A 23,439-nucleotide genomic window follows, 5' to 3' on the forward strand; every position below is an offset into this window, starting at 1 on the left:
AATGGTTAGTAAGACATAGTGGTAGCGGGAGAGGGACTTGAACCCCCGACCCCAGGATTATGATTCCCGTGCTCTAACCAACTGAGCTACCCCGCCAGGGCGGCGAAAGGCCCGAAATCCGCCTCAAATCGAAAGGCATTTCGGAGCGTTCGCCAAGGTCGCGCGGATATAAGGTTGGGAGGGCGAGCCTGTCAAGCTTCGAAACATTCCATACCGCCGCATATTCTCGTTGCCCAAAAAAGCTTTGCCGCGCCGACATTTGGTTGCAGCCGTCGGGGTTGAGTTCGAAGGGGCGCGCCGCTATGTCTCGACCACGAGTTTTTAGAGTTTGAAACAGATGAAGCCGCGCATTGCAGTCCTCGGTTGCGGATACTGGGGCTCAAACCACATCCGCACCCTCAAGGCGCTTGGCGCGCTGCACGCGGTTTCCGATGCCAACAAGGCCCGCGCCGAAGGATTTGCCAGCGAACAGGATTGCCTGGCGATCGAGCCCGACCAGCTGTTCGTCCGCGACGACATCGATGCCATCGTCATGGCCCTGCCGCCGCAGTTCCATGCCGATCTTTCGGTGCGCGCCGTCGAGAGCGGCAAGGACGTTCTGGTGGAAAAGCCGATCGCGCTGACGGTGCCCGATGCGGAGCGCTCGGTGCAGGCGGCCAAGGACAATGGCCGCGTCTTCATGGTCGGCCATGTCCTGCGCTTCCACCCGGCTTTCGAGACGCTGAAGGCGCTGATCGACAAGGGCGAACTCGGCGAAGTCCGCTATATCCATTCGCACCGGCTTGGCCTTGGCAAGTTCCACACCGAAAACGACGCGCTGTGGGACCTAGCGCCCCACGACCTGTCGATGATCCTGGCGATCACCGGTACGGAGCCGATCGAGGTGCGCGGCGAGGGGGCGGCACTTCTCGACAATCTCAGCGATTTCGCGCATCTGCACATGCGCTTTCCCAACGGGTTGCGCAGCCATCTGTTCACCTCGCGGCTCAATCCCTACCGCGAGCGGCGGCTGACCGTTGTCGGCACCAAGGCCATGGCGGTTTTCGACGATGTCGAACCCTGGGAGCGCAAGCTTGCCGTCTATCGCCACGCGGTCTGGCAGGACAGCGGCCAATGGGCCTTCACCACCAATGAACCGTCCTATGTGGCGGTGGCGCAAGGCATGCCGCTGACGCGCGAGCTGGAACATTTCATCCAGTGCATCGAAACGCGCGCCGAGCCGCGCACCAGCGGCGAGGAAGCGATCCGGGTGCTGCGCATCCTGACGGCCGGCACGGTCACCCACACCAAGTCTTGAGACCGTTTGACCTCTGAGAGGGTAGTGCCTACTCGGCCGGGATCTGTGCCGGCCTGGCGGCAAGCCGGCTCAGCATCGCCTCGGCCTCGGCGCCTCGCTCGGAACGCTCGATGAAGCCGCCGCCGAAGACGCGGGCCTCGTTGCCATCGTCGGAATAGAGCACGCAGGCCTGTCCGGGCGCGATGCCGGACTCGCCGTCGGCCAGTTCCACCGATGTAACGCCCGCCTCGTGGCGCAGCACCGCAGGGCGCGGTGGCCTGGTCGAGCGCACCTTGGCAAACAGCTCCATGCCGCCTGCGGGGACGCCGGCGAGCGCGCCGTCACCCAGCCAGTTCATGTTGCGCAGGTAGATCTTGTGCGTTTCCAGCGCCTCGCGCGGGCCGACCACGACGCGCGCCCGCTCGGCATCGAGATGGACGACGTAGAGCGGCTCGCCCGACGCGATGCCGATGCCGCGGCGCTGGCCGATCGTGTAGCGCAGGATGCCTTCATGCCGGCCAAGCACGCGCCCGTCGATATGGACGATGTCGCCCGGATTGGCTGCTGCCGGCTTCAGCTTGGCGATGATGTCGGAATATTTGCCCTGCGGCACGAAGCAGATGTCCTGGCTGTCCTGCTTGGCGGCGACCGTCAGGCCCATTTCCTCGGCGATTGCGCGGACCTGCGGCTTCGACAGCCCGCCGAGCGGGAAGCGCAGATAGTCGATCTGCGCCTGCGTGGTGGCGAACAGGAAATAGCTCTGGTCGCGGTCGGCGTCGACCGGCCGGTAGAGCGCGCGGTGGGCGCCATTGGCGCCGGAGCGTATATAGTGGCCGGTGGCCAGCGCATCCGCGCCCAGTTCCTTGGCGGTCGCCAGGAGATCGGCGAACTTCACCGTCTGGTTGCAGGAGACGCAGGGGATGGGGGTCTCGCCGGCGACATAGCTTTCGGCAAAGGGGTCGATGACCGCCTTGCGGAAGCGCTCCTCATAGTCGAGCACGTAATGGGGAATGCCCAGCGTTTCCGAAACGCGGCGGGCGTCATCGATATCCTGGCCGGCGCAGCATGAGCCGGCGCGATGGGTCGCCGCGCCATGATCGTAGAGCTGCAGGGTGACGCCGACGACATCGTAGCCCTCGCGCTTCAACAGGCCGGCGACCACGGACGAATCCACGCCGCCCGACATGGCGACGACGATGCGGGTGTTTTCGGGGCGGCCGGGAAGATCGAGACTGTTCATGATGCTTTCATTCTGCGCGGCATCTCAAATGCCAATGTCGAGAATATAGGTCAAGCTTTGCGGCGGCGCCAGCTTGCAGGGCTGTTCCAGCATCGTGCCGGATCCCCGCCAAGCGCGTGTATTTCTTCCAGCTAAATCAGCGCTTCAAGCCCGATGATTCAAATGCCGGCGAAAAGACTAACGGGGCGTTCACGATCCTTACCTAGTCATTAGGGTCTGCTTAGGCAATTTTTAAAGCTGTGGCGGTAACGTGGCCGGGATTGGGTCTTTGAGTTTTTTGTAGAGAGTACGATGACCGATCTGGTTAGACCTAGAGTCAAGTATGTTATCGGGCCTGACGGCAGCCCCCTTACGATTGCCGATCTGCCGCCGACGAATACGCGTCGCTGGGTCATCCGGCGCAAGGCGGAAGTGGTTGCAGCAGTGCGCGGCGGACTTCTGAGCCTCGAAGAGGCTTGCCAGCGCTATAAGCTGACCACGGAGGAATTCCTGTCCTGGCAGGCCTCGATCGACGAATATGGCCTCGCCGGGCTGCGCACCACGCGCATCCAGCAATACCGGCACTAGGCCGGGCTGAATAACATCAAAAGGGCGCGGTCTTCCGCGCCCTTCTGCTTTTCAAGGCAGCCTTGTGGGTTGGCGGCGGTCAGGCCGTCAGCGCCACCTTGCCGATCGGCCTGGTCGCGAGGAAGGCGTGGGCTGCTCCCGCCTGGTCAAGCGGAAAGGTCCGGGCCACGTGGACCACGAGCTTGCCCGCGTCGATCAGCCGGCCGAGTTCCAGCAGGCCTTCACGGTCGGGAACGACGGACATACGCTCGACCCGGATGTTGCGCGCACTGGCGTCGGCGCGCGTGGCGTCGTTGACATTGAGCAACGAGACCAGCACGCCGCCTGGCTTCAGCACCTTCAGCGAGCGATCGGCGTGGTCGCCGCCCACCGGCTCAAGCACCAGGTCGATGTCGTGGGCCTGGGCCGTGAAGTCACCCTTGGTGTAGTCAATCACTTCATCGGCGCCGAGCTTGCTGACGAAATCGAGCTTTTCCGGGCTGGCGGTGGCGATGACGTAGGCGCCGCGCGCCTTGGCGATCTGCACGGCCAGATGGCCGACGCCGCCGGCCCCGGCGTGGATCAGCACGCGTTGGCCCGGCTTCAGCGCGCCATGGCGGACAAGGCCTTGCCAGGCAGTGAGGCCCGCCAGCGGCAACGCGCCTGCCTGGATGTGGTCCACACCCTTCGGCTTCAGCGCGATCTCGTCGGCGGGCACGGCCGCCAGTTCGGCGTAGGCGGCCGCCTGCTTGGGGAAGCGTGGCATGCCGAAGACCTCGTCGCCGACCTTGAAGCCGGTGACGCCGGCGCCCAGAGCCTCGACCGTGCCGGAAATATCCCAACCGAGAATGAAGGGTGGCTCGCCGAGTAGCGGATAGTAGCCGGCCCGCACGGCGCCATCGACCGGATTGATGCCCGCGGCCTTGACGCGGACCAGGACCTCGCCGGCGCTGGGCGACGGATCGGGCCTGTCGGCGATGACGAGCACGTCGGGCCCGCCGACGGTATTCTGGATAACGGCACGCATGGGAGCTCCTGCTGATGTTGATGCCACTATCATTTGGATAGTAATGTCGCCTTGTCTAGTATGTACCTTGGTGATACATAGGTACCTCATGGATAGTGACTTCGACTCCCCCTTCGGCTACGACGCGTTCCGCCGCACATGCCCCTCGCACACCGTGCTCGAAATGCTGTCCAGCAAATGGGTCTATCTGGTGGTTTGCGCGCTGCGCAAAGGCCGGCAGCGCAATGGCGAGCTTGCCCGCAAGCTCGAGGGCATAACGCCCAAGATGCTGACGCAGACGCTGCGTGTGCTGGAGCGTGATGGGTTGGTGCGGCGGGAGGTCTACCCGGTCATTCCGCCGCGCGTCGATTATGAATTGACCGAACTCGGCCTGAACCTTGCGGGACTGCTCACCCAGATCAGATCATGGGCCGAAGAGCACGCGCCCGACATCAAGGATGCCCGTGCCAGGGCGGTTGCCGGAACTGATGGGGCCGGAAACAATGGGGAATGGGCCGCCTAGAGCGTTTCACGGAATCGCCGAACCGCTCTAAGCTTTTGTTTTTAAGCAATTCCGGACGGAAAACCGCTACGCACTTTTCCTGGAATTGCTCTTGAGCGGCAATTCCGGCGGCAATTCAGTTTGTGCCGGTTCGCGGCCTTGTCAACGAGATGCGCGCCGGCGCGCATGCGCGGGTGATGTGGAAGCCGGGTGCCTTAGCCGATCATGGCGCTGCGGCCGCCGGTTTCGGCGTCGCGGATCTTGGTGTCGCGCGATTCCAGCATTTCAGCCTTGGAAAGCTCCGCTTCAGCTTCGCCGAGTAATGATTCGGCGGCGCTTCGCTGCTGAGCGAGGTCACCCTGGGAATTTCTGAGATTGTCGCGGCGCAGGCGTGCCGCCTTGGCGAAGGTCGGATAGGCGAAATGGTTGATGTCGGTGATGCCGGCCTTCTTTTCCTCGGCGGTGATCTGAAGCTCCAGTTCGACGGCCATGCGTTCGAACTCGGCGATCATCATGTCGAGCTGCAGCAGCTGCCGCCGCTTCTCATTCACCTGAAACTGTTTCAGCCGAACGAGGTTTTCACGTGACTTCATGATTCGGTACTCCCGGAAACGCACACCCGCACATATCGTCCATCCGCCCGCAAAAGCTCAGGCGGTGCCCGTTTCCACCGGGTTTCCCGGAACTATGGGAAACAAAACCCTAAAGTTTTTTGCCGACGGTAACCATTCGTTTACGGGCATTGTTAATCATACGGGTCAGGGCTTAAGGCCGGGTAAAAATTCCGGCCGCCGAAGCGGAAGCTGCGTCGATGAGTCCCTGGAGTCACTTAGTCCAGGTTATTAATGTGTTGCATTAGGAATTTGGGTCTGTGATTCGTTATTAGATTCAAGAGGGTGTAGAAAGGGGTTAAAAAATCTGATACCGTCGTGGACGGGAAATTAGGTTTTGTTAACCATTCAATGGCAGCCTCTGCACAAGGCAACCACTGCTCCGGGGCAGGACGGGTCGTGAAATGGTCCGGCAGCAGAAAAGGGGAATGAAATGCGTGTTCTGCTGATAGAAGATGACAGTGCAACCGCACAAAGCATCGAGCTGATGCTGAAATCGGAAAGTTTCAACGTCTACACGACCGACCTCGGCGAAGAGGGTGTCGATCTAGGCAAGCTCTACGACTACGACATCATCCTTCTCGATCTCAATCTGCCGGACATGTCCGGCTATGAAGTCTTGAGAACGCTTCGCCTCTCCAAGGTAAAGACGCCAATCCTGATCCTCTCCGGCATGGCCGGCATCGAGGACAAGGTCCGCGGCCTCGGCTTCGGCGCCGACGACTACATGACCAAGCCGTTCCACAAGGACGAACTGGTGGCGCGCATTCACGCCATCGTGCGCCGCTCCAAGGGCCACGCCCAGTCGGTCATCACGACCGGCGATCTGGTGGTCAATCTCGATGCCAAGACCGTTGAAGTCGGCGGCCAGCGCGTGCACCTCACCGGCAAGGAATACCAGATGCTGGAGCTGCTCTCGCTGCGCAAGGGCACGACGCTCACCAAGGAAATGTTCCTCAACCACCTCTATGGTGGCATGGACGAACCGGAACTGAAGATCATCGACGTCTTCATCTGCAAGCTGCGCAAGAAGCTCGACGCGGCATCCGGCGGCCAGAACTATATCGAGACCGTCTGGGGCCGCGGCTATGTGCTGCGCGAGCCCGAAGATATCCGCGTCAGCGCCTGAGCAGCCGGCGCCGCTTCATCACCAGCGATAAAAACCCGGCTTCGGCCGGGTTTTTTGCGTCGTGGGTCAAGATCGGGATGGATCGGCGCCGTGTCAGGCGGCGATCTTCAGGGTGCGGAAGCGCTCGAGCAATTGCGGGCGATTGAAGGGCTTCAGGAGATAGCCCTGGGCGCCGGCACGCTTGGCCCGCATGATCGAGGCGATATCGAGCTCGACCAGCGAGATCAGGATCTGCGGCTTGATCGGGCTTTCCATCGCGCGCACGCGGCGGATGAGGTCGACGGCCTGCACGTCCGGCAAGGCACCGTCGACGACGATGATGTCGGGCATGTCGGCGGCGCACATTTCCAGGGCGTCGAGCCCGCTGGCCGCTTCGATGACCATCATGTCGGACCCGCCCAGGATGCGTTTTGCAACCTTCCTGATGACGCTTGAATCGTCGACGAACATGCAGCGTTTCATTTCCGGGTCCTCTTTGCCGTATGGCAATCCGGTCGTGGCGGGGCGTCCGGCATTCACCATAGCCCGATCTGGTAAAAAAGCCGAAAAGCCGTTAGGTAAAATTTTTGCAAAGATGCCCTTTCGGGTGCTGTTCTTTGCAATGCTTTGCGGTCGGCGATCGAGCAAAGCTCATCACGCCCGCACCGAGGTGCCGGAGCAATATTTCAGGTTGAAATACTTTGTTTTCCCGAGGGCAATGCGGCCCTCAGGCAGCCGAGAGCACGATCTCTTCCGCCGTCGCGTGGATCGATATCGTCATGCCGGCTTCACGGGCGAGCAGCAGGGTGTAGTAGGGCTGCACCGAATGCGCGTCGATCGGCTCTTCCGGCTTGTGGCCGGAATGCAGTTCGAGGAATTTCGGCGGCACGCGCAGCATCGGTCCGGCCGCGGAAAGCGAAAAGCGCGGCTCGGTTTCGAGGTTTTCCAGGGTGACGACCAGCTTGCCGCCGCGCGGGATCGCGGCATTGGCGACGAGGATCAGGTTGAGCAGCAGCTTGACCTTGTTCTTGGGCAGCAGCGCGCGGCTCCCGTTCCAGATCAGTTCGGGCTTTTCGTTCTTGAGGAAGGCGATTGCCACCGCCTCCGCGTCGCCGGTGTCGATCAGCATGCCGGCGGAGCCGGCGGCGCCAAAGGCGATGCGGGCGAACTGCAAGCGGGCCGAGGCATTCTTGGCGCTCTGGCGGATCAGCCGCATGGCGTCTTCGTCGGCGCCACCCTCGTCGAGCAGTTCGAGCCCATTGTTGATCGCGCCGACCGGCGAGATGATGTCGTGGCAGACGCGACTGCACAGGAGTGCAGCCAGGTCAGGGGCGGAAAGGGTGAACAGATCGGCCATCGGTGAAAATCCCTGCAAATTCCACTAGTCGTGACCAGGCGATCGATTGTCGCACCGCCCGCACGAATCACGCTCCAATCCGAGGCTTTCTGAATACACAGCACTCGTACGTACAGCAACAAACCCAAAATTGTCGTCGGGGCAAATGGCGTGTTCGCGCAGGCTCGACGTGCCGCGCGACCCCCAAAGCCAGCCTTCGAACCGCCATCTTCCTGTGCGAGTTAATGGTTGAAAAAGAATTACGGCATAGTTTGCCCCTAACAGTCATCCTTAACGGCCGCCTAAAGAGCCGTACGGGTGCGAGGCGTCGGCGAAAGTGCTCCCTGACGGAGATTGGAAGCATGTTTTCCCGATACTACGACCGGAGCTTTCTCCGTGTCCTCTCACTGGCGGTCACGCTCCTGGGCGTTCTCGTCTTCTCGACTTCAGCCCTGCGAGCCCAGGAGTACACCGCTCAGGAAATCATTGATTCCGGCCACAAGTTTTTCGGCGCGACATCGGGCGGCCTGGCCACGGTGATCGAGAAGATTTTCGCTTCCTACGGCCTGCCCAACGGCTATCTGCTTGGCGAGGAGGGGTCCGGGGCGCTGATCGGCGGCCTGACCTATGGCGAAGGCACGCTCTACACCAAGAATGCCGGCGACCACAAAGTGTTCTGGCAGGGCCCGTCGCTGGGCTGGGATTTCGGCGGCGAAGGGTCGCGCGTGATGATGCTGGTCTACAATCTCGACGATGTGGGCAACCTCTACAACCGCTATGGCGGCGTCGCCGGGTCGGCCTATGTGGTGGCGGGTGTCGGCTTCAACGTGCTGAAGAACAACAATGTGCTGCTGGTGCCGATCCGCACCGGCGTCGGCGCGCGGCTCGGGGTCAATCTCGGCTATCTCAAACTTACCGAACGGGCGACCTGGAATCCGTTCTGACCCACTATTTGCCGCAACTGCGGCGCCCGCGATGCGATTTGTAGGCCTATGACCCCTGATGCGCCGCGGCAGGCCCTTGCCGCGGCGTCTGATTTCCGCCATCCCAATGTGGCACGGTCCAGTTGAGATGGACGTCGATAGCGGGTTGTCCTTTGGTTCAGTCGGTTCTGTTCTTTGCCCTAGGCTTTCTGTGTGCCGGCTTTCTGGCGCTCATCATCGCCCCGGCGGTCTGGCGGCGCGCGGTCGCCTTGACGCGCCGGCGCATCGAAGCCTCGATCCCATTGACCCAGTCCGAGATCCAGGCCGACAAGGACCGGATCCGCGCCGAATATGCGATGTCGGCGCGCCGTCTCGAGATGAACGTCAAGGCGCTGCGCGAGAAGGCGGCCGAGCAACTGGTCGAGATCAACCGCGGCCGCGAGGCGCTGAAGGGGCTCGCCATCGAGCGTACCGACAAGAATGAGGCGCTGGCCGAGCTCGGCGCCAAGAGCGAGGCGTTGCGGCAGCGCGAAGGCGAACTGCACCAGCTTTCGGAGCGCCTCAAGGAGACGGAGCGCAAGCTGGAGAGGCGCGCGCTCGAACTGGAGAAGCTGGAGCACATGTATGACGATGCCAGTTTCGCCTCCAGCAGCCGTCAGATCGAGCTCGTGGCGCGCGAATCCGAATTGCAGAAGCTCGCCAGCGATATCTCGCTGCTGCGCGGCCAGCGCAAGGAAGCGGATCGGCGCCAGCAGGAAATCGCGGCCGAAAGCAAGGCCGCGCGCGATGCGCTGAAGGCCGAGAAGAAACGGGCCGCCGAGCTCGACAAGAAGGTCGAGCGGCTGCTGGCAACGCTCGCCGACCGCGAGGACAAGCTCGATCGCCGCGAAAAGGAGCTGGAGCGCCTGCGTGAAAAAGCCAAGGCCGCGGACGGCGCGCCGGCCTTGCGGCTCGTTGGCAAGCCAAATCAAACCGGGTCGAATCAAGCCGGGCCGAATGAAGCGCTGCCGAATGGAGCGGGAAGGCATGACGAGGTGGGCGGGCGTGATGACGTCGACCGGGCGATCGCCAAGCTCGACAGCGATCGCGAACGGCTGGAGGCCAGGCTGACGGCGCTGGCGCGCGAGAACAAGCGGCTGAAGGCCGATCTCGGCGCCATGGCGACTTCAGGTTCCGCCAATGGCGGGGCAGCCCTTCGCGAGCAGATGAACGACTTGGCGGCGGAGGTCGTCCATATGACGGCCAAGCTCGAGGGACCTGATTCACCGATCGCCAAGGCCCTGGCGGCGCCGCAGGAGCCCAGCAATGGCAACCGCAGCCTTGCCGACCGCGTGCGCGCCTTGCAGAAGGCGGACGCGAACTGAGGCCTGGGCGCAGGCTGCCCGGCGACACGGCCGGACCATTTCATCGTTTCGCGGAAACGGTGAAGCTTTACGAGAAATGATGCAGCGCTATCGCTGACGCAGCGGCCACGTTCAGGCTGTCGAAGCCTTTCGACATGGTGATGCGCACGGTTTGCAGAGTGGCGAGCAGGCTTTCGGGAAGGCCTTCGCCCTCGGTGCCGAGATAGAGCGCAAGGCGCGCGCCGCGCCGCGCGTCGCGTATTTCGGTGCGCCCGCGCGGCGAAAGCGCGAACTGGTCGTAGCCTTGGCGGCCGAGTTCGGCCGTGAAGGCCGGTGTGTCGGTGAACGAGGCGAAAGGGACCTTGAGCGCGGCGCCGACGGAAACGCGGATCGCCTTGCGGTAGAGCGGATCGCAACAGGTCGCGTCCATCAGCACGGCGTCGGCGCCGAAGGCGGCGGCGTTGCGGAAGATCGCGCCCATATTGTCGTGGTTGGCGATGCCGACGAGCACGACGACCAGGGCGCGGGCGGGCAAGGTGTCAAGCAAGGTCCCGGCCGGCTGCTGTGCCTGCTTGCGGCCGATGGCCAGTATGCCGCGATGCATGTGGAACCCGGCGATAGCGTCCATCACCGCGCTGCTGACGACATAGACCGGCAGATCCGCGGGGGCCTTGCGCAGTATACCCTCCACGCCGCCGAGCCGGTTCTCCAGAACCAGGACGGATTCCGCACCGAAGCGTGAGGACGACAAAAGCAGGTCGAGCACGACCTTGCCCTCGGCGACGAAGCGTCCCTGCCGGCCCGCGAGATCGCGCTCGCGAATGTCGAGATAGGCTGCCACGCGAGGATCGCGTGGATCGTCGATGCGCGCTGGCTCCATGGTCTCCGCTCAATGATCAAAGCCTGGTCCGTGCTTGCTGCACGAGCCAGGCTCCGGAAATCGTCGGCGAGGTAAGCGGTAGCGCAGGCGTCCGGTCAAGTGCCGGCGCGGCGCAATCTCTGTGCCATCTGGGAGAGGTCCTCCTTGCCGTCGCCGAAAATACCATCCAGCATGACAAGCAGTTCGCGCACCGCATCGGATTTGCAGGAGTAGTAGATCATCTGCCGGTCGCGGCGTGTCTCCACGAGGTCGAGCGCGCGCAGCTTGGCCAGGTGCTGGGAGAGGGCGGACTGGCTGAGCATCACCTTCTCGGCGATGGCGCCGACCGACATTTCACCTTCGATCAGATAGCTCATGATCAACAGTCGTTTCTCGTTGCCCATCAGCATGAGAAATTCGGCCGCCGATTCGGCGTTGGCGATTAGCTTTGTCGAGACCATAAATGCCCCATGCTCTTTGCTCATCGAGGCGCCATGGGGGCAATGGAGCCTGAATCCATAAACTCACTTGTGAAAGGCGGCTGACGAGTCAGCACCACCTCCAAAGCCTAGAACATTTCTTTCAAATCTCAAGCGTTGCTTTTGATCAAACGCGATTAAGTATCGCCGGGCGGCTGCGTGTCGGCCCGTCCGCCACGGGCCATGTCGACCAGAACGGGCCGCAATTCCCGTGCAGTTACCAGGGGTTGCGGGAAGAAAACCCTGCAGACATCGTCCCCTCGGGACAAATCCATGCCATCGGCGTCAAAACCGGTGATGGTCCAGCCCTCGCCGGATGCCCTGGCAAAATGATGTGCATAAACGGCGATCGCGTCGAGATGGTCCGCGTTCATGTGGTCGAGCGCGGACTGTTCGCTCGCGCCAAGCTCTTCGACAATGGCGCCGGCGGTGACGAGGTCGGCCCTGTCGAGCAGATAGGCCTTGCCGAATCCACCATTCAGGCTGGCACGACTTGGCTCAAGGCGAAAGATCGAGAAATCGCCGAGACCGGAATAGAGTTTTGCCTTGGTATTGCGGTTGAGATAGCGGCGCTCGGCCCTGATATGTTCGCCCGATCCGCGTTCTAGCCGCGTCGCCTGGCAGGCAAGGGACAGGCGCGGATGCGCAAGCGGGTCGCCTTTGCCGGGCTCGCCGAGCAGCAGCGAACAGCTGGGATTGGCAAGCAGGGCCGGCGTGTGCGCCGACAGCATCGACACCAGGATCAGCGGCGCGCCATCGACGTCGGTGGCCACGCCCACCCGGCTCGCCAAGGGCGCACCGGTTTGCGGCTCCAGCACAGCCAGGGCGCCGAAGCGGGCACTGCGCAGAAGCGTTTTCGCCAGGCGCACCGCTTCGGCATCGGTCTCGCGGATCACGTCCTTCCCGGGGGCTTCCACGGACATGCCTCGCCTATTTCGGCGCCATGCGGATGGCGCCGTCGAGGCGGATGGTCTCGCCGTTCAGCATCTGGTTCTCGATGATGTGCAGGGCAAGGGCCGCATATTCGGAAGGTTCGCCCAGGCGCGACGGGAAGGGCACGGCCGCACCCAGCGAATCCTGTACCTCCTGCGGCATGCCGGCCATCATCGGCGTCTTGAAGATGCCGGGCGCGATGGTGCAGACCCGGATGCCGGACCGGGCGAGGTCGCGTGCCACCGGCAGCGTCATGCCGACCACGCCGCCCTTGGAGGCGGAATAGGCGGCCTGGCCGATCTGGCCGTCATAGGCGGCGACAGAGGCGGTGTTGACGACAACGCCGCGCTCGCCGCCCTGCAGCGGCTCGAGCTTTGAAGCGCGGTCGGCGACGAGGCGGATCATGTTGAAGGTGCCGATCAGGTTGACCTCGATCACCTTGCGGTACTGATCGAGCGGATGCGGGCCGTCCTTGCCGACGGTCTTCACGCCGATGGCGATGCCGGCGCAATTGACCAGGATGCGCGGCTCGCCAAGTTTCGCCGCGGCCTCGGCGATGGCCGCGGCGCCGCTGTCGGCGCTGCTGACGTCGCACTGTACGGCCATGCCGCCGATCTCGCCGGCGACCTTGGCCGCGCGGTCGATGCCGACATCGAGGATGGCGACGCGCGCGCCCTTGGCGGCAAGCGCACGCGCCGTCGCCTCGCCAAGGCCGGAGCCGCCGCCGGTGACGATCGCGATCTGGCCGTTCGGATTCATGACGTCATCCCTTTCTGCTGAAAACAGGACGGATCAGGCCCGGTTCGACTGACAAGGTCAAGCTAGAGCATGATGTCTGGACAAACGGAACGTATGTCCAGACATCATGCTCTAGTTCTTTGATTTAGAGACGGATTCAGATTTCAGGTCGAACAGACCTGAAATCATCCGGCTCTAGGCGTGCTCGGCGACCCTTGCCTGGCTGGCATGGCCGACTTCGCCCGTGAGCCTGGCAACCGCGCCCGGGACGATCTCGTGCGACAGCAGGCGGTCGAGGTCGACAGGGCGCGGCATCGAGATCTGGCCGCGCGGAATGCGCTTGAAGCCGAGCGGTCCGTAATAGGGCTCGTCGCCGACCAGCATGACGGCCGGCGCGCCGGCCTTGGCGGCGGCTTCGAGCGCGATCGCCACCAGGCGGCGGCCGATGCCGAGATTCTTGAAGGCAGGGCGCACGGCGAGCGGACCCAGCATCAACGCGCGGCCGGCGCCCGCCGCTATGCGGGTCATGCGCACCGAGGCGATGACGGTGTCGCCGTCGACCGCGACGAAGGACAACGCGCGCTCGTGGCCGCCGGCTTCGCGGATCTTGTAGGCGGCCAGCACGAAACGTCCGGGCCCAAAGGCTTCGTCGTTGATGGCTTCGATTTCAGGGTCGTGCGCCGGAGTTTCCGGCAGGTATTTCACGTCGGCAAGGCTCATGGTCTTTGCGTTCCGGTAAGGAGAAAGGTTTGCTGCAAACGGCAGCGTTCGCCAGTCAGCGCTTCATCAAGCGCGGGCGTCCTTTCGTCGTCGGTCGAACCGGATCAAGGCAAAGTCGAACATGCGGATCGTCCGCTAGCATCAATTTTGCGCCGCTGCAATCGACGCATTCGCTGGCCCAGCCGATTGACGATCTGTTCAGCCCTGGATGATTTCCGCCTTGCCGCATCGCGTCCTACATCTGTGGAAACGCGAAAGGACTTCCCATGGGACTACTGGTCGACGGCAAATGGCAGGACCGCTGGTATGACACCAAGGAGAGCGGCGGCAAGTTCGTGCGGGCGCAGTCGCAGTGGCGCGACTGGATCACACGCGATGGCAAGCCGGCCGAGAGTCGCGGGCGCGGCTTCAAGGCCGAGCCCGGCCGCTACCATCTCTATGTCTCGCTTGCCTGTCCCTGGGCGCACCGGACGCTGATCTTCCGGGCGCTGAAAAAGCTCGAGGGCGCCATCTCGGTGTCGGTCGTCCACCATTTCATGGGCGCCAATGGCTGGACGTTCCTGGCCGAGGACGGCGCCACTGGCGACGCGCTCTACGGCCTGGATTTCCTGCACCAGGTCTACACCAAGGCCGATCCGCGCTATTCGGGACGGGTGACGGTGCCGGTGCTGTGGGACAAGCAGGAACAGACCATCGTCTCCAACGAATCCTCCGAAATCATCCGGATGCTGAATTCCGCCTTCGACGCATGGGGCGATCCCGGCCTGGATTTCTATCCGGAAGCCTTGCGCGGCGAGATCGACGCCATCAACGCGCTGATCTATCCGGCGATCAACAACGGCGTCTATCGCGCCGGCTTCGCCACCACGCAAGGTGCCTACGAGGAAGCGTTCGGCGAGTTGTTCCGCGCGCTCGACGCGCTGGAGGACCGGCTGTCGAAGCAGCGTTATCTCGTGGGGGATCGCATCACGGAGGCCGACTGGCGGTTGTTCACGACGCTGGTGCGCTTCGATCCGGTCTATGTCGGGCACTTCAAATGCAATCTGCGCCGCATCGCCGACTATCCGAACCTGTCGAACTATCTGCGCGACCTCTATCAGGTGCAGGGCGTTTCAGACACGGTCAACCTGCACCATATCAAGGCGCATTATTACGGGAGCCACGACACGATCAACCCGACGCGGATCGTGCCGGTCGGACCGGAACTGGACTATGGCGCGCCGCATGACCGGGCGCGGTTCGGTGGATCGGTGGCCTGATTACCAGTAGGCGGATGCAGCCTCGCCCTCGAAAGCTTCCGCGATACGCCGCAGCGTCGCCGGCGTGGTGCCTTGCGGCAGGCGGTCGAGCGGAAAGAAGCCGGCCTCGGCGATCTCGTGATCTGGGAGTTTCGGCGTTGCCTGGGTGAAGTGCTCGATCAGGTAGAAGCCGACATGGTCGCGCCGGCTGGAGCGACGGTTGAAGTGCATCGACTTCAGGACCGGCGGGCCAGAGAGCTTGATGTTGCCTTCCTCGACCAGTTCGCGCGCCAACGCTTCCGCCATCGTCTCGCCGACCTCGACGCCGCCGCCGGGAAGCTGCCAGCCGGGTACGTAGGTGTGGCGGATGAGAAAGACCGAATTGGACGCCTTGTCGTGGACGAGGCCACGCACTCCCAATGTCATCGGTCGCCGCAGCACGAAATAGAGATGGAACAGCCTGGCTCTCAAGCCTGGCCAGCCGGTCTGGCGGAAGGCGTCTTCCTGGCCCGCCATCAGGAACGAAACCGCGGGTGGAAAGGCAAGCTGTTGTGGAAAGAGGGGCGCGTGTCGCCTATGAAAGAAACATGTTCAGGCTCGCGCATATTTCCGATGTCCATCTGGGGCCGTTGCCCGATGTATCCTATCGCGATCTCGCCTCCAAGCGCGTGCTCGGTTATGTGAACTGGCAGCGCAACCGCCGCCGCCACATGCACGATGCCGTCATCGATGCCATCACGGTCGACATCAAGGCGCAGAACCCGGACCATCTCGCCGTCACCGGCGACCTCGTCAACCTGGCGCTCGACGGCGAGATCGAGATGGCCAAACATTGGCTGGAGACGCTGGGGTCGCCGCACGACGTTTCGGTGGTGCCGGGCAACCACGATGCCTACGTGCCCGGCGCTTTCGACAAGGTCTGCCGCTCCTGGGCGGCCTGGATGAGCGGCGACGGCGTCAATACGCCGGTCGATCGCAATGCCTTCCCGTATCTTCGTGTTCGCGGCAAGGTCGCGCTGATCGGCGTCTCTACGGCGCGCGCCACGGCACCCTTCATGGCCAATGGCTTTTTCATGGAAGGGCAGGCGGAACGCCTCGGCGCGATCCTGCGCGACACTGCCGGACGAGGCCTGTTCCGCGCCATCATGATCCATCATCCACCGGTGCGCGGCGCGGTTTCGCAGCACAAGCGGCTGTTCGGCATCGCGCGCTTCCACAAGATCATCCGCCGGCATGGCGCCGAGCTTGTCCTGCACGGCCATTCGCATCTGCCGTCGCTGTTCCAGATCGGGGTCCGCGGCGCCAAGGTTCCGGTGGTCGGCGTCGCTGCCGCCGGCCAGGCGCCAGGCGGCAAGCATCCGGCGGCGCAGTACAATCTGTTCGAGATCGATGGCGAAAAGGGCGCCTGGCGCATCCGCCTGACCCGGCGCGGGCTGACCGGACCGGCGACGTCGCCATCCGATCTGCAGACCATGGAGCTCGGTGTGGAGACCGATGCCGCTATGGCCGCCAACTGAGGACCAGGGCCGCGACGCGGTCCCAGAACAGGGCGGCCGATACCGCCAAGCCGACCAGAGCGCCCGCGGCGATCAGGCCAAGCCCGGACAGGAAAGCCGACCAGCCCCTGCCGCGTTGAGACGATGTGAGCGGCGGCTCGGCTTCGGCCACCTCGGCGCGCCTGATGCCGGCGAGGGCCGGTTCGACGCCGCCCTCCATCATCCTCTGACGCTCCACGATGCGCTCGGCGACATAGCGGGTCACGGCATCGGCGACCGGTTTCATCTCGGTCGATTCGGCAAGCACCACGCGGCCGATGCGTGTGTCCTTGAGGAAGCGGTAGGTGCGGCGGTCGCGCCCCATCGCGACGTGGCTGACGGCATCGATCCACAGGCGCGGCTGGAGTCCCGAAGAGACGACAAAGTCGAAACTGTCGATATCGGCCGGCACATCGGCGAAGACGGGCGCCAGTTCGGCCGCCAGCAGATCAAGGCGCATGCGATGCGCCTCGCGCATGTCGACGACGACATCGTCCCGGTCGGCGAAGGCATTCTTCACATCACGGATTGCGTCGGACAATTTTCTCGACTGGTCGATCTTCTCGCCTGCATCCTTCATCGGCGTCTGCCTCGCGGGTTTGGTTAACACGCAGTTAACACAGCCGCCGGCAAAATGCACTGGCGATCAAGGAGATCGGGGTGTTCAGAGGGGGCGCCGGAGAAAGGCTAGCCGGCCTCGGCGAGCTTCGGGCGCGCGGACCTGGAGCGACGGTTCATATTGCGCTGGATGATGCTCGCGACCAGATCGGGAGCCTCTTCGATCAGCATATGGCCGGCGGCCAGGACATGATGGACATGGAAGTGCGGCGGCAGGTCGTCCGCCTGGGTGGAAGGCAACACCGGGTCGTCGCTTCCCCACACCGCCATCACCGGCATGGACAGCGTGTCCAACTGGTCGCGCGGGATGACACCCTGCCGGTCGTCCCTGGTCATGGCGTCCGCCACCTCGATGAGTTTTTCCACCTGGCCTGGCCGGCCGCGCATGTCGCATAGCACATCGGCGATATGCCGCGCGGGCGGGCTGCCATGTCCCGACATCGCTTCGAGGCAAGCAAGGATCTCCGTCAGGTCGCTGGCGGCGGCATAGCGGCGCAACAGCGGCGCATTGATCTCCGGCCCAAAACCGCCGGGGGCCAGCAGGGTGAGCGAAGCCACTTTGGCGGGCTCGATGAGCGCCATGAGGGCCGCCACCGCTCCCCCCATCGAATGGCCAACCAGATGGATCCGTTTGGCTGCACGGACCGCCGGGTCGGCAAGCACCGCCCTGGCAGCCACTTTCGCCGGCCCGGCGCCGGGGAAGTCCAGCGACAGGCCATGCCCCGGCAGGTCATAGGCAAGCGTGCGCGCGAGGGGCGACAGCGCGGCGGCAACATCGCGCCAGACCTCGTGGCAACCGCCAAAACCGTGCAGCAGGACGATGGTCTTCGAGCCAACACCCTGTTCGGCGCAATAGAGCGATGAGTTCATGAAAGCGGAGGACATGAAATTGCGGGAAAGGTTGAAATGTGGCTGGATTGCTCCTTGTCCAGTATCATGGCCAGTAAAGTTTTCGCGATTGCTGTCCCGACAGGAGCACGTCATTTGACGATTTTGCCGGGCAAAGCCGGCAAATCAACAAGAGCGGCACTGTGCTGTGCGTGTGCGAATGCTCAACAATTCGATTGGTCCAACCAGCCCGTCCTGTCGGACATCAACTCGGATTGCCGAGCCCGGCTGCGCGCAGGGCGCCAACCAGTCGCTCGGTCAGGTCGGCCGGATATTTCCGGTCGACGAAGGTCGCGCGCGGGTTGGCGGCGAATTTGGGAAATTGAGCGGTCAGTTCATCGAGCAGCTTGCGCGCCTGACCGTTCTGGCCGGCGATCCTGGCCCCGATCACCCTGGCGGCGAGATAATGCGATTTCGTCGCGGTCGTTCTCAAAGCGGTGCTGGCGATGGCGGCCTTGTTCATGTCGCCAAGCATGAATTCGCCGGCGAAGAGCCCGAAATCCCACCATGTCGGATGACCGCTGGAAGCATCCACGGCATGAGCCAGGATAGGTGTTCCCTCGGCATACCGGCCAGCGAAGATCAGCCCGTAGCCATAAGCGGCGGCCATGGCGAGATCGTAGGGATTGAGATCGTAGGCCTTGCGCATCCAGCGCAGCGCCTCGTCGGCATTGCCGAGGCGCGAATTGATATAGCCGTAGGCGCGATGCGCGTACGGGCTGGTCGGTCCCATCTGCACGGCCCGATGGGCGAACGTCACGGCTTTCTCGATCGTGGCGTCAGGCGGATAGGCGTAGTGGTCGTTCACGGCCTCCAGATGGAGCGAGGCCAGTTCCGAATAGACCAGTGACGATCGGGCGCCGCTGTTGGCCATGGTTTCGAGGCAGCGATAGGCGGCCTCGTGGGTCCTGGCGTTCTGGTCGAGGTAGTATTTGTCATTGAGCAGCAGGCACTGCGTCAGCGCGGTCTGGATGCCGGCCTGCTCGATATAGCTGTAGATCGTGCCGGAGGCGGGCAGGGCCGAACTCAGGATGCCCGCCATGCGGTCCTCTACAGCGGATGGCGCGCTGTCGGCGGCGGTCAGATTGCGCGACATCAGCACCCGGCCGGTCGCTACGCTCTGCAGTTCGACGGTGATGTCGCCCGCGCCCGGTCCAGGCAGGACATCGAAGATGAAGCTCGTCGCACTGGTGACCGGATCGACCTTGTTGACGGTGTCGCGGCCGATGAAGTCGATCGTATCGAAGCCGCTCAGGCCAGCCCGTAGCGACGCCGCGACGCGGCTGGCATCCGGTCCATTGGCCTTGACCGCGATGTAGACCAGCGGCAGGGCTTCGCTCATCGGCGATGGCGTGATGCTGGCGGTCAGACCGGCGGGGTCGGCCGTGGCCGGCATGTTGCCGCCAGCCAGCAGCGCGCCGCTGCCCTGACGCAGGATCAGAACCCCGAGCATGGCGATAACCACGGCGATCGCCATCCAGAAGAATTGGAGATGGCGTGCTACCGAAGGCACGGTCGCCGGCAATGCCGCGGCCGCCGGCGTGTCCTCGGCGGTGCCGGCAGACCCGGACAGGGTGGCCGCCTCCGCCTGCAAGGCCGGTTCGTCCACTTCGGGCAACCGGATCGCGTTGAGCTCGTAGGCCGGAACATAACCGCCGCGCGGGATGGCGATGCGAACCGGCTCGGCGATGCCCTCATTGGCGAAATACTGCTGCAGCAATTCGCGCAGCCTGCCTGCCTGCACCCGCACCACGGCATCGGTCGACGGATCGAAATCTCCGTCCTTGCCGAACACGTCCATGGCGATGGAAAAGCCCTTCAGCCTGTCGGCTTCGCCGGCCTGTTCGCGTTCGACAAGATAACGGATCAGCTTGCGCGCGCGCTCGGACCTTCCGAACGTTTCGCTGGCAAGCAGTCGCTCCAGTGTCTCGCGCACTGCGGGGGCGGCAGGCGTGGCATGCTGCAAGTGTCGATCCTCTCGAAGTCGGCACAGGTTAAGGCGCGATCATATAGCGCCCGCATCGCCACACAAGTGTACAGCCATTATGCGATCGCGTACCTAACCGGATAATTTGCCGGTGGTTAATGGCCGGGGCCGATATCAGCTTCCCAACAGCGCCCCGGGGGCAGGACCAAACTCTTGTTCGGCCTCACGAAATGGCGGCGCGGGAGGCGATTCCGCCTCCCGCGCCAACGAGCTGAAATTTGCCTCAGCGCGCCTTGCTGCCGACGATGCGGTTGGCGGCCGAAGTCACCGCTTCCAGGGAGGCGGCGACGATGTTGGTGTTGATGCCGGCGCCGAACAATTTGCCGCCGGGATACTCCATCTCCACGTAGGAAATGGCCGAGGCGTTCGAGCCGCGCTGCATGGAGTGCTCGGAGTAGTCGAGCACCGACATCTCGATGCCGACATGGCGCGACAGCGCGTCGACGAAGCCGTCGATCGGGCCGGTGCCGGTGCCGGTGATGGTCATCTCCTTGCCATTGTCGAGAATGACGGCCTCGACGACGCGCCGGCCCTTGACCACGGTATCGGGATAGGTCTGGTGGTCGACGAATTTCAGGCGCGCGCCCGGCTGGTCGACATAGGTTTCGAGGAAGCGCTCATAGATGCGCTTGGCCGGTACTTCCTTGCCTTCGGCATCGGTGATCGCCTGGATCGCCTGGCTGAACTCGATCTGCAGGTTGCGCGGCAGGTTGAGGCCGTAGTCGGCCTGCAGCACATAGGCGATGCCGCCCTTGCCCGATTGCGAGTTGATGCGGATGATGGCCTCGTAGCTGCGGCCGACATCGGCCGGATCGATCGGCAGATACGGCACTTCCCAGAGGCTGGTGTTGGCCTTCTTCAGCGCCTTCATGCCCTTGTTGATGGCATCCTGGTGCGAGCCGGAAAAGGCGGTGTAGACCAGTTCGCCGACATAGGGATGGCGCTCGGGGATCTTCAGCTGGTTCGAGTATTCGTAGACGTCCTTCATCCGGTTGATGTCGGAGCAGTCGATGCCCGGATCGACGCCTTGCGTGTACATGTTGAGCGCCAGCGTGACGATGTCGACATTGCCGGTGCGCTCGCCATTGCCGAACAGCGTGCCTTCGACGCGGTCCGCGCCTGCCATCAGGCCGAGTTCGGTGGTGGCGATGCCGGTGCCGCGATCGTTGTGCGGATGCAGCGAGATGATCAGGTTCTCCCTGTTGTCGAGATTGCGGCACATCCATTCGATGCGGTCGGCATAGACGTTGGGTGTCGACATCTCGACCGTCGACGGCAGGTTGATGATCAGCTTGTTGTCCGGGGTCGGCCGCACGATCTCGGTGACGGCGTTACAGATCTCCAGCGCCACTTCGAGTTCGGTGCCGGTAAAGCTCTCGGGCGAATACTCGAAGCGGTAGCCGCCGCCGGCCTTGGCGGCCATGTCGGTGATCATCTTGGCCGCGTCGGTGGCGATGCGCTTGATGCCACCGACGTCCTTCTCGAAGACGACGCGGCGCTGCAGTTCGCTGGTCGAATTGTAGAAATGCACGATCGGGTTGGTGGCGCCCTTGAGCGCCTCGAAGGTGCGGGTGATCAGTTCAGGCCGGCACTGCACCAGCACCTGGAGGGAGACGTCTGATGGTACGTTTCCCTGCTCGATGCACCAGCGGGCGAAGTCGAAATCGGTCTGCGAGGCGGAGGGAAAGCCGATCTCGATCTCCTTGAAGCCCATGTCGAGCAGCAGGGCGAACATGCGCGCCTTGCGCTCATGGCCCATCGGGTCGATCAGCGCCTGGTTGCCGTCGCGCAGGTCGACCGAGCACCAGATCGGCGCCTTCTCGATCATTTTCGAGGGCCAAGTCCGGTCGGCGAGGCCCACCGTGGGATAGGGCTGATACTTGCGGGCAGCGTCCGGCATGCCGCTCGCGGCCTTGGCTGTGTCAGCCGCGGCGCGGATTTCTTCTCGTGCGTTCATCGTCTTGTTCTCCCGGCGGCCTCGCATCCGCCTTCAGGCGGATTGTTGGCGAGCGGCGCCTTTACCAGATTTTCGTTCGCTTGATGTGACTGCCAATTTTGAGACTGGCCAAGGAGCATGCGCTTGCGCGGCGGTTCGACCGCCGGGCGCTCCTTCAGCGAACCCGGCGATCGCCGATAAGGCCGAGAAGAAGCAGCGTCGAGGCGAGCGCGCGCACGGTCTCGCCGGCAAAGCCGGTCTGACGGGAAGCGATGATGGCGCGCTTGTTCATGGCGGTTCTCATACAGGAGCGGCCTGCGTGAGGCAAGCGGGGGCCGTATCGCACGAATATTATCCCTAACGCGGACGCTCTTTCGCGCGCGCCGCAAATGCGCCAGACTTGGGCGACAGCGGGGCTGCGGTGCCCTGCCGCCGGTAGGGGGTCGTCCATGAATTTCGTGTTCTTCTCGCCGCATTTTCCAGCCAACGGCGCCGATTTCTGCGACCGGCTGAAAAAGGCCGGCGCGACCGTGCTCGGCATCGGCGATGCGCCCTACGACGCGCTGGACAGCAAACTGAAGGCAGCGCTTTCAGAATACTACCGCATCGCCGACATGGAAAATTACGACGCCGTATTCCGGGCAATGGGCCATTTCATCCACAAATGGGGCCGCATCGACCGCTTCGAATCGCTCAACGAGCACTGGCTGGAGCTGGAAGCCAACATCCGCACCGACTTCAACATCTACGGCACCAAGCTCGATTTTGTGAAGAATCTCAAGCGCAAGAGCCGCATGCGCGCCTTCTTCCGCAAGAGCGGCGTGGAAACCATCGCGCAGCGCAAATGCTCCGACCGGGCCGGCGCCATGACCTTTATCCGCCGCGTCGGCTATCCCGTGGTGGTGAAGCCGGATTCGGGCTCCGGCGCCTCCAACACCTTCAAGATCTCCAACACAGGGGAGCTCGACCAGTTCTTCCGCGACAAGCCCGAGGGCGTGACCTTCGTCATGGAGCAGTTCATCGAAGGGCTGGTGGTGACCTATGACGGGCTGGTCAACCGCGACGGCGAGGTGGTGCTGGCGGCGAGCCATCGCTACGACCAGAGCGTCATGGAGGTGGTCAACAAGGACCGCCACATGAGCTACACCTGCTTTCCCCGGATCCGGCCCGTCGTCGAGGAGGCCGGCCGCAAGATCCTGAAGGCGTTCGATGTGCGCGAGCGCTTCTTTCACATCGAACTGTTCGAGACCAGGGACGACCGCATCATCGCGCTGGAGGTCAACATGCGGCCGCCTGGCGCCTGGATGACCGATGCGATCAACTATACGTTCGATATCGACGTCTATGCGGCATGGGCCGACATGGTGGTCAAGGATGTCGCCGGCGGTCCCTATGAGGGCAAGTTTTTCACGGCCTATGCCAGCCGCAAGCGCCATCTCGACTATTTGCACAGCCATGCCGACGTGCTAGCCGCGCACCGCGACAAGATCGTCCACCACCAGGCCATCGAAGAGGTTTTCAGCCGCGCCATGGGAAACTACGCCTACCAGATGCGCTCGAAGGACCAGGCGGCGCTGCGCGAAGCGGTGGCCTATATCCATGCGGAAAAGGGCTGAG

General features: G+C 63.4%; 24 protein-coding genes and 1 tRNA gene. 9 read left to right on the top strand and 16 right to left on the bottom strand.

Annotated elements, in window-relative coordinates; all coding sequences use genetic code 11:
* Positions 1-19: 19 nt before the first annotated feature.
* Positions 20-96 (bottom strand) — tRNA-Met (locus FFS37_RS18300).
* Between the two features lie 241 nt (positions 97-337).
* Between FFS37_RS18300 and FFS37_RS18305 the strand changes: the two genes are divergently transcribed.
* Positions 338-1,297 carry a Gfo/Idh/MocA family protein gene (locus FFS37_RS18305; RefSeq protein ID WP_137932363.1) on the top strand — a complete coding sequence of 320 codons (960 nt, stop codon included), beginning with the start codon at positions 338-340 and terminating at the stop codon, positions 1,295-1,297.
* 28 nt (positions 1,298-1,325) lie between these two features.
* Here the strand turns inward: FFS37_RS18305 and mnmA are convergent, their stop codons facing one another.
* The gene (gene mnmA / locus FFS37_RS18310; protein ID WP_137932364.1) at positions 1,326-2,516 is read right to left on the bottom strand and encodes a tRNA 2-thiouridine(34) synthase MnmA; all 1,191 of its coding nucleotides are present in this window, start codon (positions 2,514-2,516) and stop codon (positions 1,326-1,328) included.
* A gap of 291 nt (positions 2,517-2,807) precedes the next feature.
* Here mnmA and sciP point away from each other — a divergent pair, with 291 nt between their 5' ends.
* A complete protein-coding gene (gene sciP, locus FFS37_RS18315) occupies positions 2,808-3,083 on the top strand; it encodes a CtrA inhibitor SciP (protein WP_006203587.1) in 276 nt (91 codons plus the stop codon).
* 79 nt (positions 3,084-3,162) lie between these two features.
* On the opposite strand, the gene FFS37_RS18320 is transcribed toward sciP, so the two are convergent.
* Complete coding sequence (locus tag FFS37_RS18320; protein WP_137932365.1) at positions 3,163-4,089, bottom strand: NADP-dependent oxidoreductase; 927 nt, start codon at positions 4,087-4,089, stop codon at positions 3,163-3,165.
* 88 nt (positions 4,090-4,177) lie between these two features.
* Here FFS37_RS18320 and FFS37_RS18325 point away from each other — a divergent pair, with 88 nt between their 5' ends.
* Positions 4,178-4,591 (top strand): winged helix-turn-helix transcriptional regulator, encoded by a 414-nt coding sequence (locus FFS37_RS18325; protein WP_137932366.1) that lies wholly within the window; start codon positions 4,178-4,180, stop codon positions 4,589-4,591.
* Between the two features lie 194 nt (positions 4,592-4,785).
* Here the strand turns inward: FFS37_RS18325 and FFS37_RS18330 are convergent, their stop codons facing one another.
* Positions 4,786-5,163 (bottom strand): flagellar export protein FliJ, encoded by a 378-nt coding sequence (locus FFS37_RS18330; RefSeq protein ID WP_137932367.1) that lies wholly within the window; start codon positions 5,161-5,163, stop codon positions 4,786-4,788.
* Between the two features lie 451 nt (positions 5,164-5,614).
* Here FFS37_RS18330 and ctrA point away from each other — a divergent pair, with 451 nt between their 5' ends.
* Entirely contained in the window at positions 5,615-6,310 is a 696-nt protein-coding gene (gene ctrA / locus FFS37_RS18335; RefSeq protein ID WP_006203583.1) for a response regulator transcription factor CtrA, read from the top strand.
* A 93-nt stretch (positions 6,311-6,403) separates the two neighbouring features.
* On the opposite strand, the gene FFS37_RS18340 is transcribed toward ctrA, so the two are convergent.
* Positions 6,404-6,772, bottom strand: coding sequence for a response regulator (locus FFS37_RS18340; RefSeq protein WP_056578130.1), 369 nt, complete (start codon positions 6,770-6,772; stop codon positions 6,404-6,406).
* 244 nt (positions 6,773-7,016) lie between these two features.
* A complete protein-coding gene (gene chpT, locus FFS37_RS18345) occupies positions 7,017-7,646 on the bottom strand; it encodes a histidine phosphotransferase ChpT (RefSeq protein WP_137932368.1) in 630 nt (209 codons plus the stop codon).
* A gap of 341 nt (positions 7,647-7,987) precedes the next feature.
* On the opposite strand from chpT, the gene FFS37_RS18350 reads away from it, so the two are divergent.
* Positions 7,988-8,569 carry a DUF1134 domain-containing protein gene (locus tag FFS37_RS18350; protein ID WP_137932369.1) on the top strand — a complete coding sequence of 194 codons (582 nt, stop codon included), beginning with the start codon at positions 7,988-7,990 and terminating at the stop codon, positions 8,567-8,569.
* A gap of 152 nt (positions 8,570-8,721) precedes the next feature.
* Positions 8,722-9,912: a coiled-coil domain-containing protein gene (locus FFS37_RS18355; protein ID WP_137932370.1), complete on the top strand. Its 1,191-nt coding sequence runs from the start codon at positions 8,722-8,724 to the stop codon at positions 9,910-9,912.
* A 67-nt stretch (positions 9,913-9,979) separates the two neighbouring features.
* On the opposite strand, the gene FFS37_RS18360 is transcribed toward FFS37_RS18355, so the two are convergent.
* From FFS37_RS18360 to FFS37_RS18380, 5 genes are all read right to left on the bottom strand, one after another.
* Positions 9,980-10,771, bottom strand: a complete 792-nt coding sequence (locus FFS37_RS18360) for a TrmH family RNA methyltransferase (RefSeq protein ID WP_137932371.1) — start codon at positions 10,769-10,771, stop codon at positions 9,980-9,982.
* Between the two features lie 95 nt (positions 10,772-10,866).
* Entirely contained in the window at positions 10,867-11,211 is a 345-nt protein-coding gene (locus tag FFS37_RS18365) for an ArsR/SmtB family transcription factor (RefSeq protein WP_137932507.1), read from the bottom strand.
* Positions 11,212-11,366: 155 nt separating this feature from the next.
* Positions 11,367-12,152 carry a HugZ family pyridoxamine 5'-phosphate oxidase gene (locus FFS37_RS18370; protein WP_171026326.1) on the bottom strand — a complete coding sequence of 262 codons (786 nt, stop codon included), beginning with the start codon at positions 12,150-12,152 and terminating at the stop codon, positions 11,367-11,369.
* Positions 12,153-12,159: 7 nt separating this feature from the next.
* A complete protein-coding gene (locus tag FFS37_RS18375) occupies positions 12,160-12,921 on the bottom strand; it encodes a 3-hydroxyacyl-CoA dehydrogenase (RefSeq protein ID WP_137932372.1) in 762 nt (253 codons plus the stop codon).
* Between the two features lie 174 nt (positions 12,922-13,095).
* A complete protein-coding gene (locus tag FFS37_RS18380) occupies positions 13,096-13,620 on the bottom strand; it encodes a GNAT family N-acetyltransferase (protein WP_137932373.1) in 525 nt (174 codons plus the stop codon).
* 266 nt (positions 13,621-13,886) lie between these two features.
* Between FFS37_RS18380 and FFS37_RS18385 the strand changes: the two genes are divergently transcribed.
* On the top strand, positions 13,887-14,879 hold the full coding sequence (locus tag FFS37_RS18385) for a glutathione S-transferase family protein (RefSeq protein WP_137932374.1): 993 nt from the start codon (positions 13,887-13,889) through the stop codon (positions 14,877-14,879).
* Here the strand turns inward: FFS37_RS18385 and FFS37_RS18390 are convergent, their stop codons facing one another.
* On the bottom strand, positions 14,880-15,374 hold the full coding sequence (locus FFS37_RS18390; protein WP_137932375.1) for an NUDIX domain-containing protein: 495 nt from the start codon (positions 15,372-15,374) through the stop codon (positions 14,880-14,882).
* A gap of 71 nt (positions 15,375-15,445) precedes the next feature.
* On the opposite strand from FFS37_RS18390, the gene FFS37_RS18395 reads away from it, so the two are divergent.
* A complete protein-coding gene (locus FFS37_RS18395; RefSeq protein ID WP_137932376.1) occupies positions 15,446-16,375 on the top strand; it encodes a metallophosphoesterase family protein in 930 nt (309 codons plus the stop codon).
* On the opposite strand, the gene FFS37_RS18400 is transcribed toward FFS37_RS18395, so the two are convergent.
* The 4 genes from FFS37_RS18400 to leuA all read right to left on the bottom strand — a co-directional run bounded on the left by FFS37_RS18400 (position 16,359) and on the right by leuA (position 21,843).
* The gene (locus FFS37_RS18400) at positions 16,359-16,973 is read right to left on the bottom strand and encodes a hypothetical protein (protein ID WP_137932377.1); all 615 of its coding nucleotides are present in this window, start codon (positions 16,971-16,973) and stop codon (positions 16,359-16,361) included. The genes FFS37_RS18395 and FFS37_RS18400 overlap by 17 nt on opposite strands.
* 107 nt (positions 16,974-17,080) lie before the next feature.
* The gene (locus FFS37_RS18405) at positions 17,081-17,881 is read right to left on the bottom strand and encodes an alpha/beta fold hydrolase (RefSeq protein WP_137932509.1); all 801 of its coding nucleotides are present in this window, start codon (positions 17,879-17,881) and stop codon (positions 17,081-17,083) included.
* A gap of 223 nt (positions 17,882-18,104) precedes the next feature.
* Positions 18,105-19,865 (bottom strand): tetratricopeptide repeat protein, encoded by a 1,761-nt coding sequence (locus FFS37_RS18410; protein ID WP_137932378.1) that lies wholly within the window; start codon positions 19,863-19,865, stop codon positions 18,105-18,107.
* A 244-nt stretch (positions 19,866-20,109) separates the two neighbouring features.
* Entirely contained in the window at positions 20,110-21,843 is a 1,734-nt protein-coding gene (leuA, locus tag FFS37_RS18415; RefSeq protein WP_137932379.1) for a 2-isopropylmalate synthase, read from the bottom strand.
* Between the two features lie 428 nt (positions 21,844-22,271).
* Here leuA and FFS37_RS18425 point away from each other — a divergent pair, with 428 nt between their 5' ends.
* Complete coding sequence (locus tag FFS37_RS18425; RefSeq protein WP_137932381.1) at positions 22,272-23,438, top strand: ATP-grasp domain-containing protein; 1,167 nt, start codon at positions 22,272-22,274, stop codon at positions 23,436-23,438.
* Position 23,439: the final 1 nt, after the last annotated feature.

Origin of the sequence: Mesorhizobium comanense (genome assembly GCF_005503535.1) — a bacterium.
In the GTDB taxonomy this organism is placed as follows: domain Bacteria; phylum Pseudomonadota; class Alphaproteobacteria; order Rhizobiales; family Rhizobiaceae; genus Mesorhizobium; species Mesorhizobium comanense.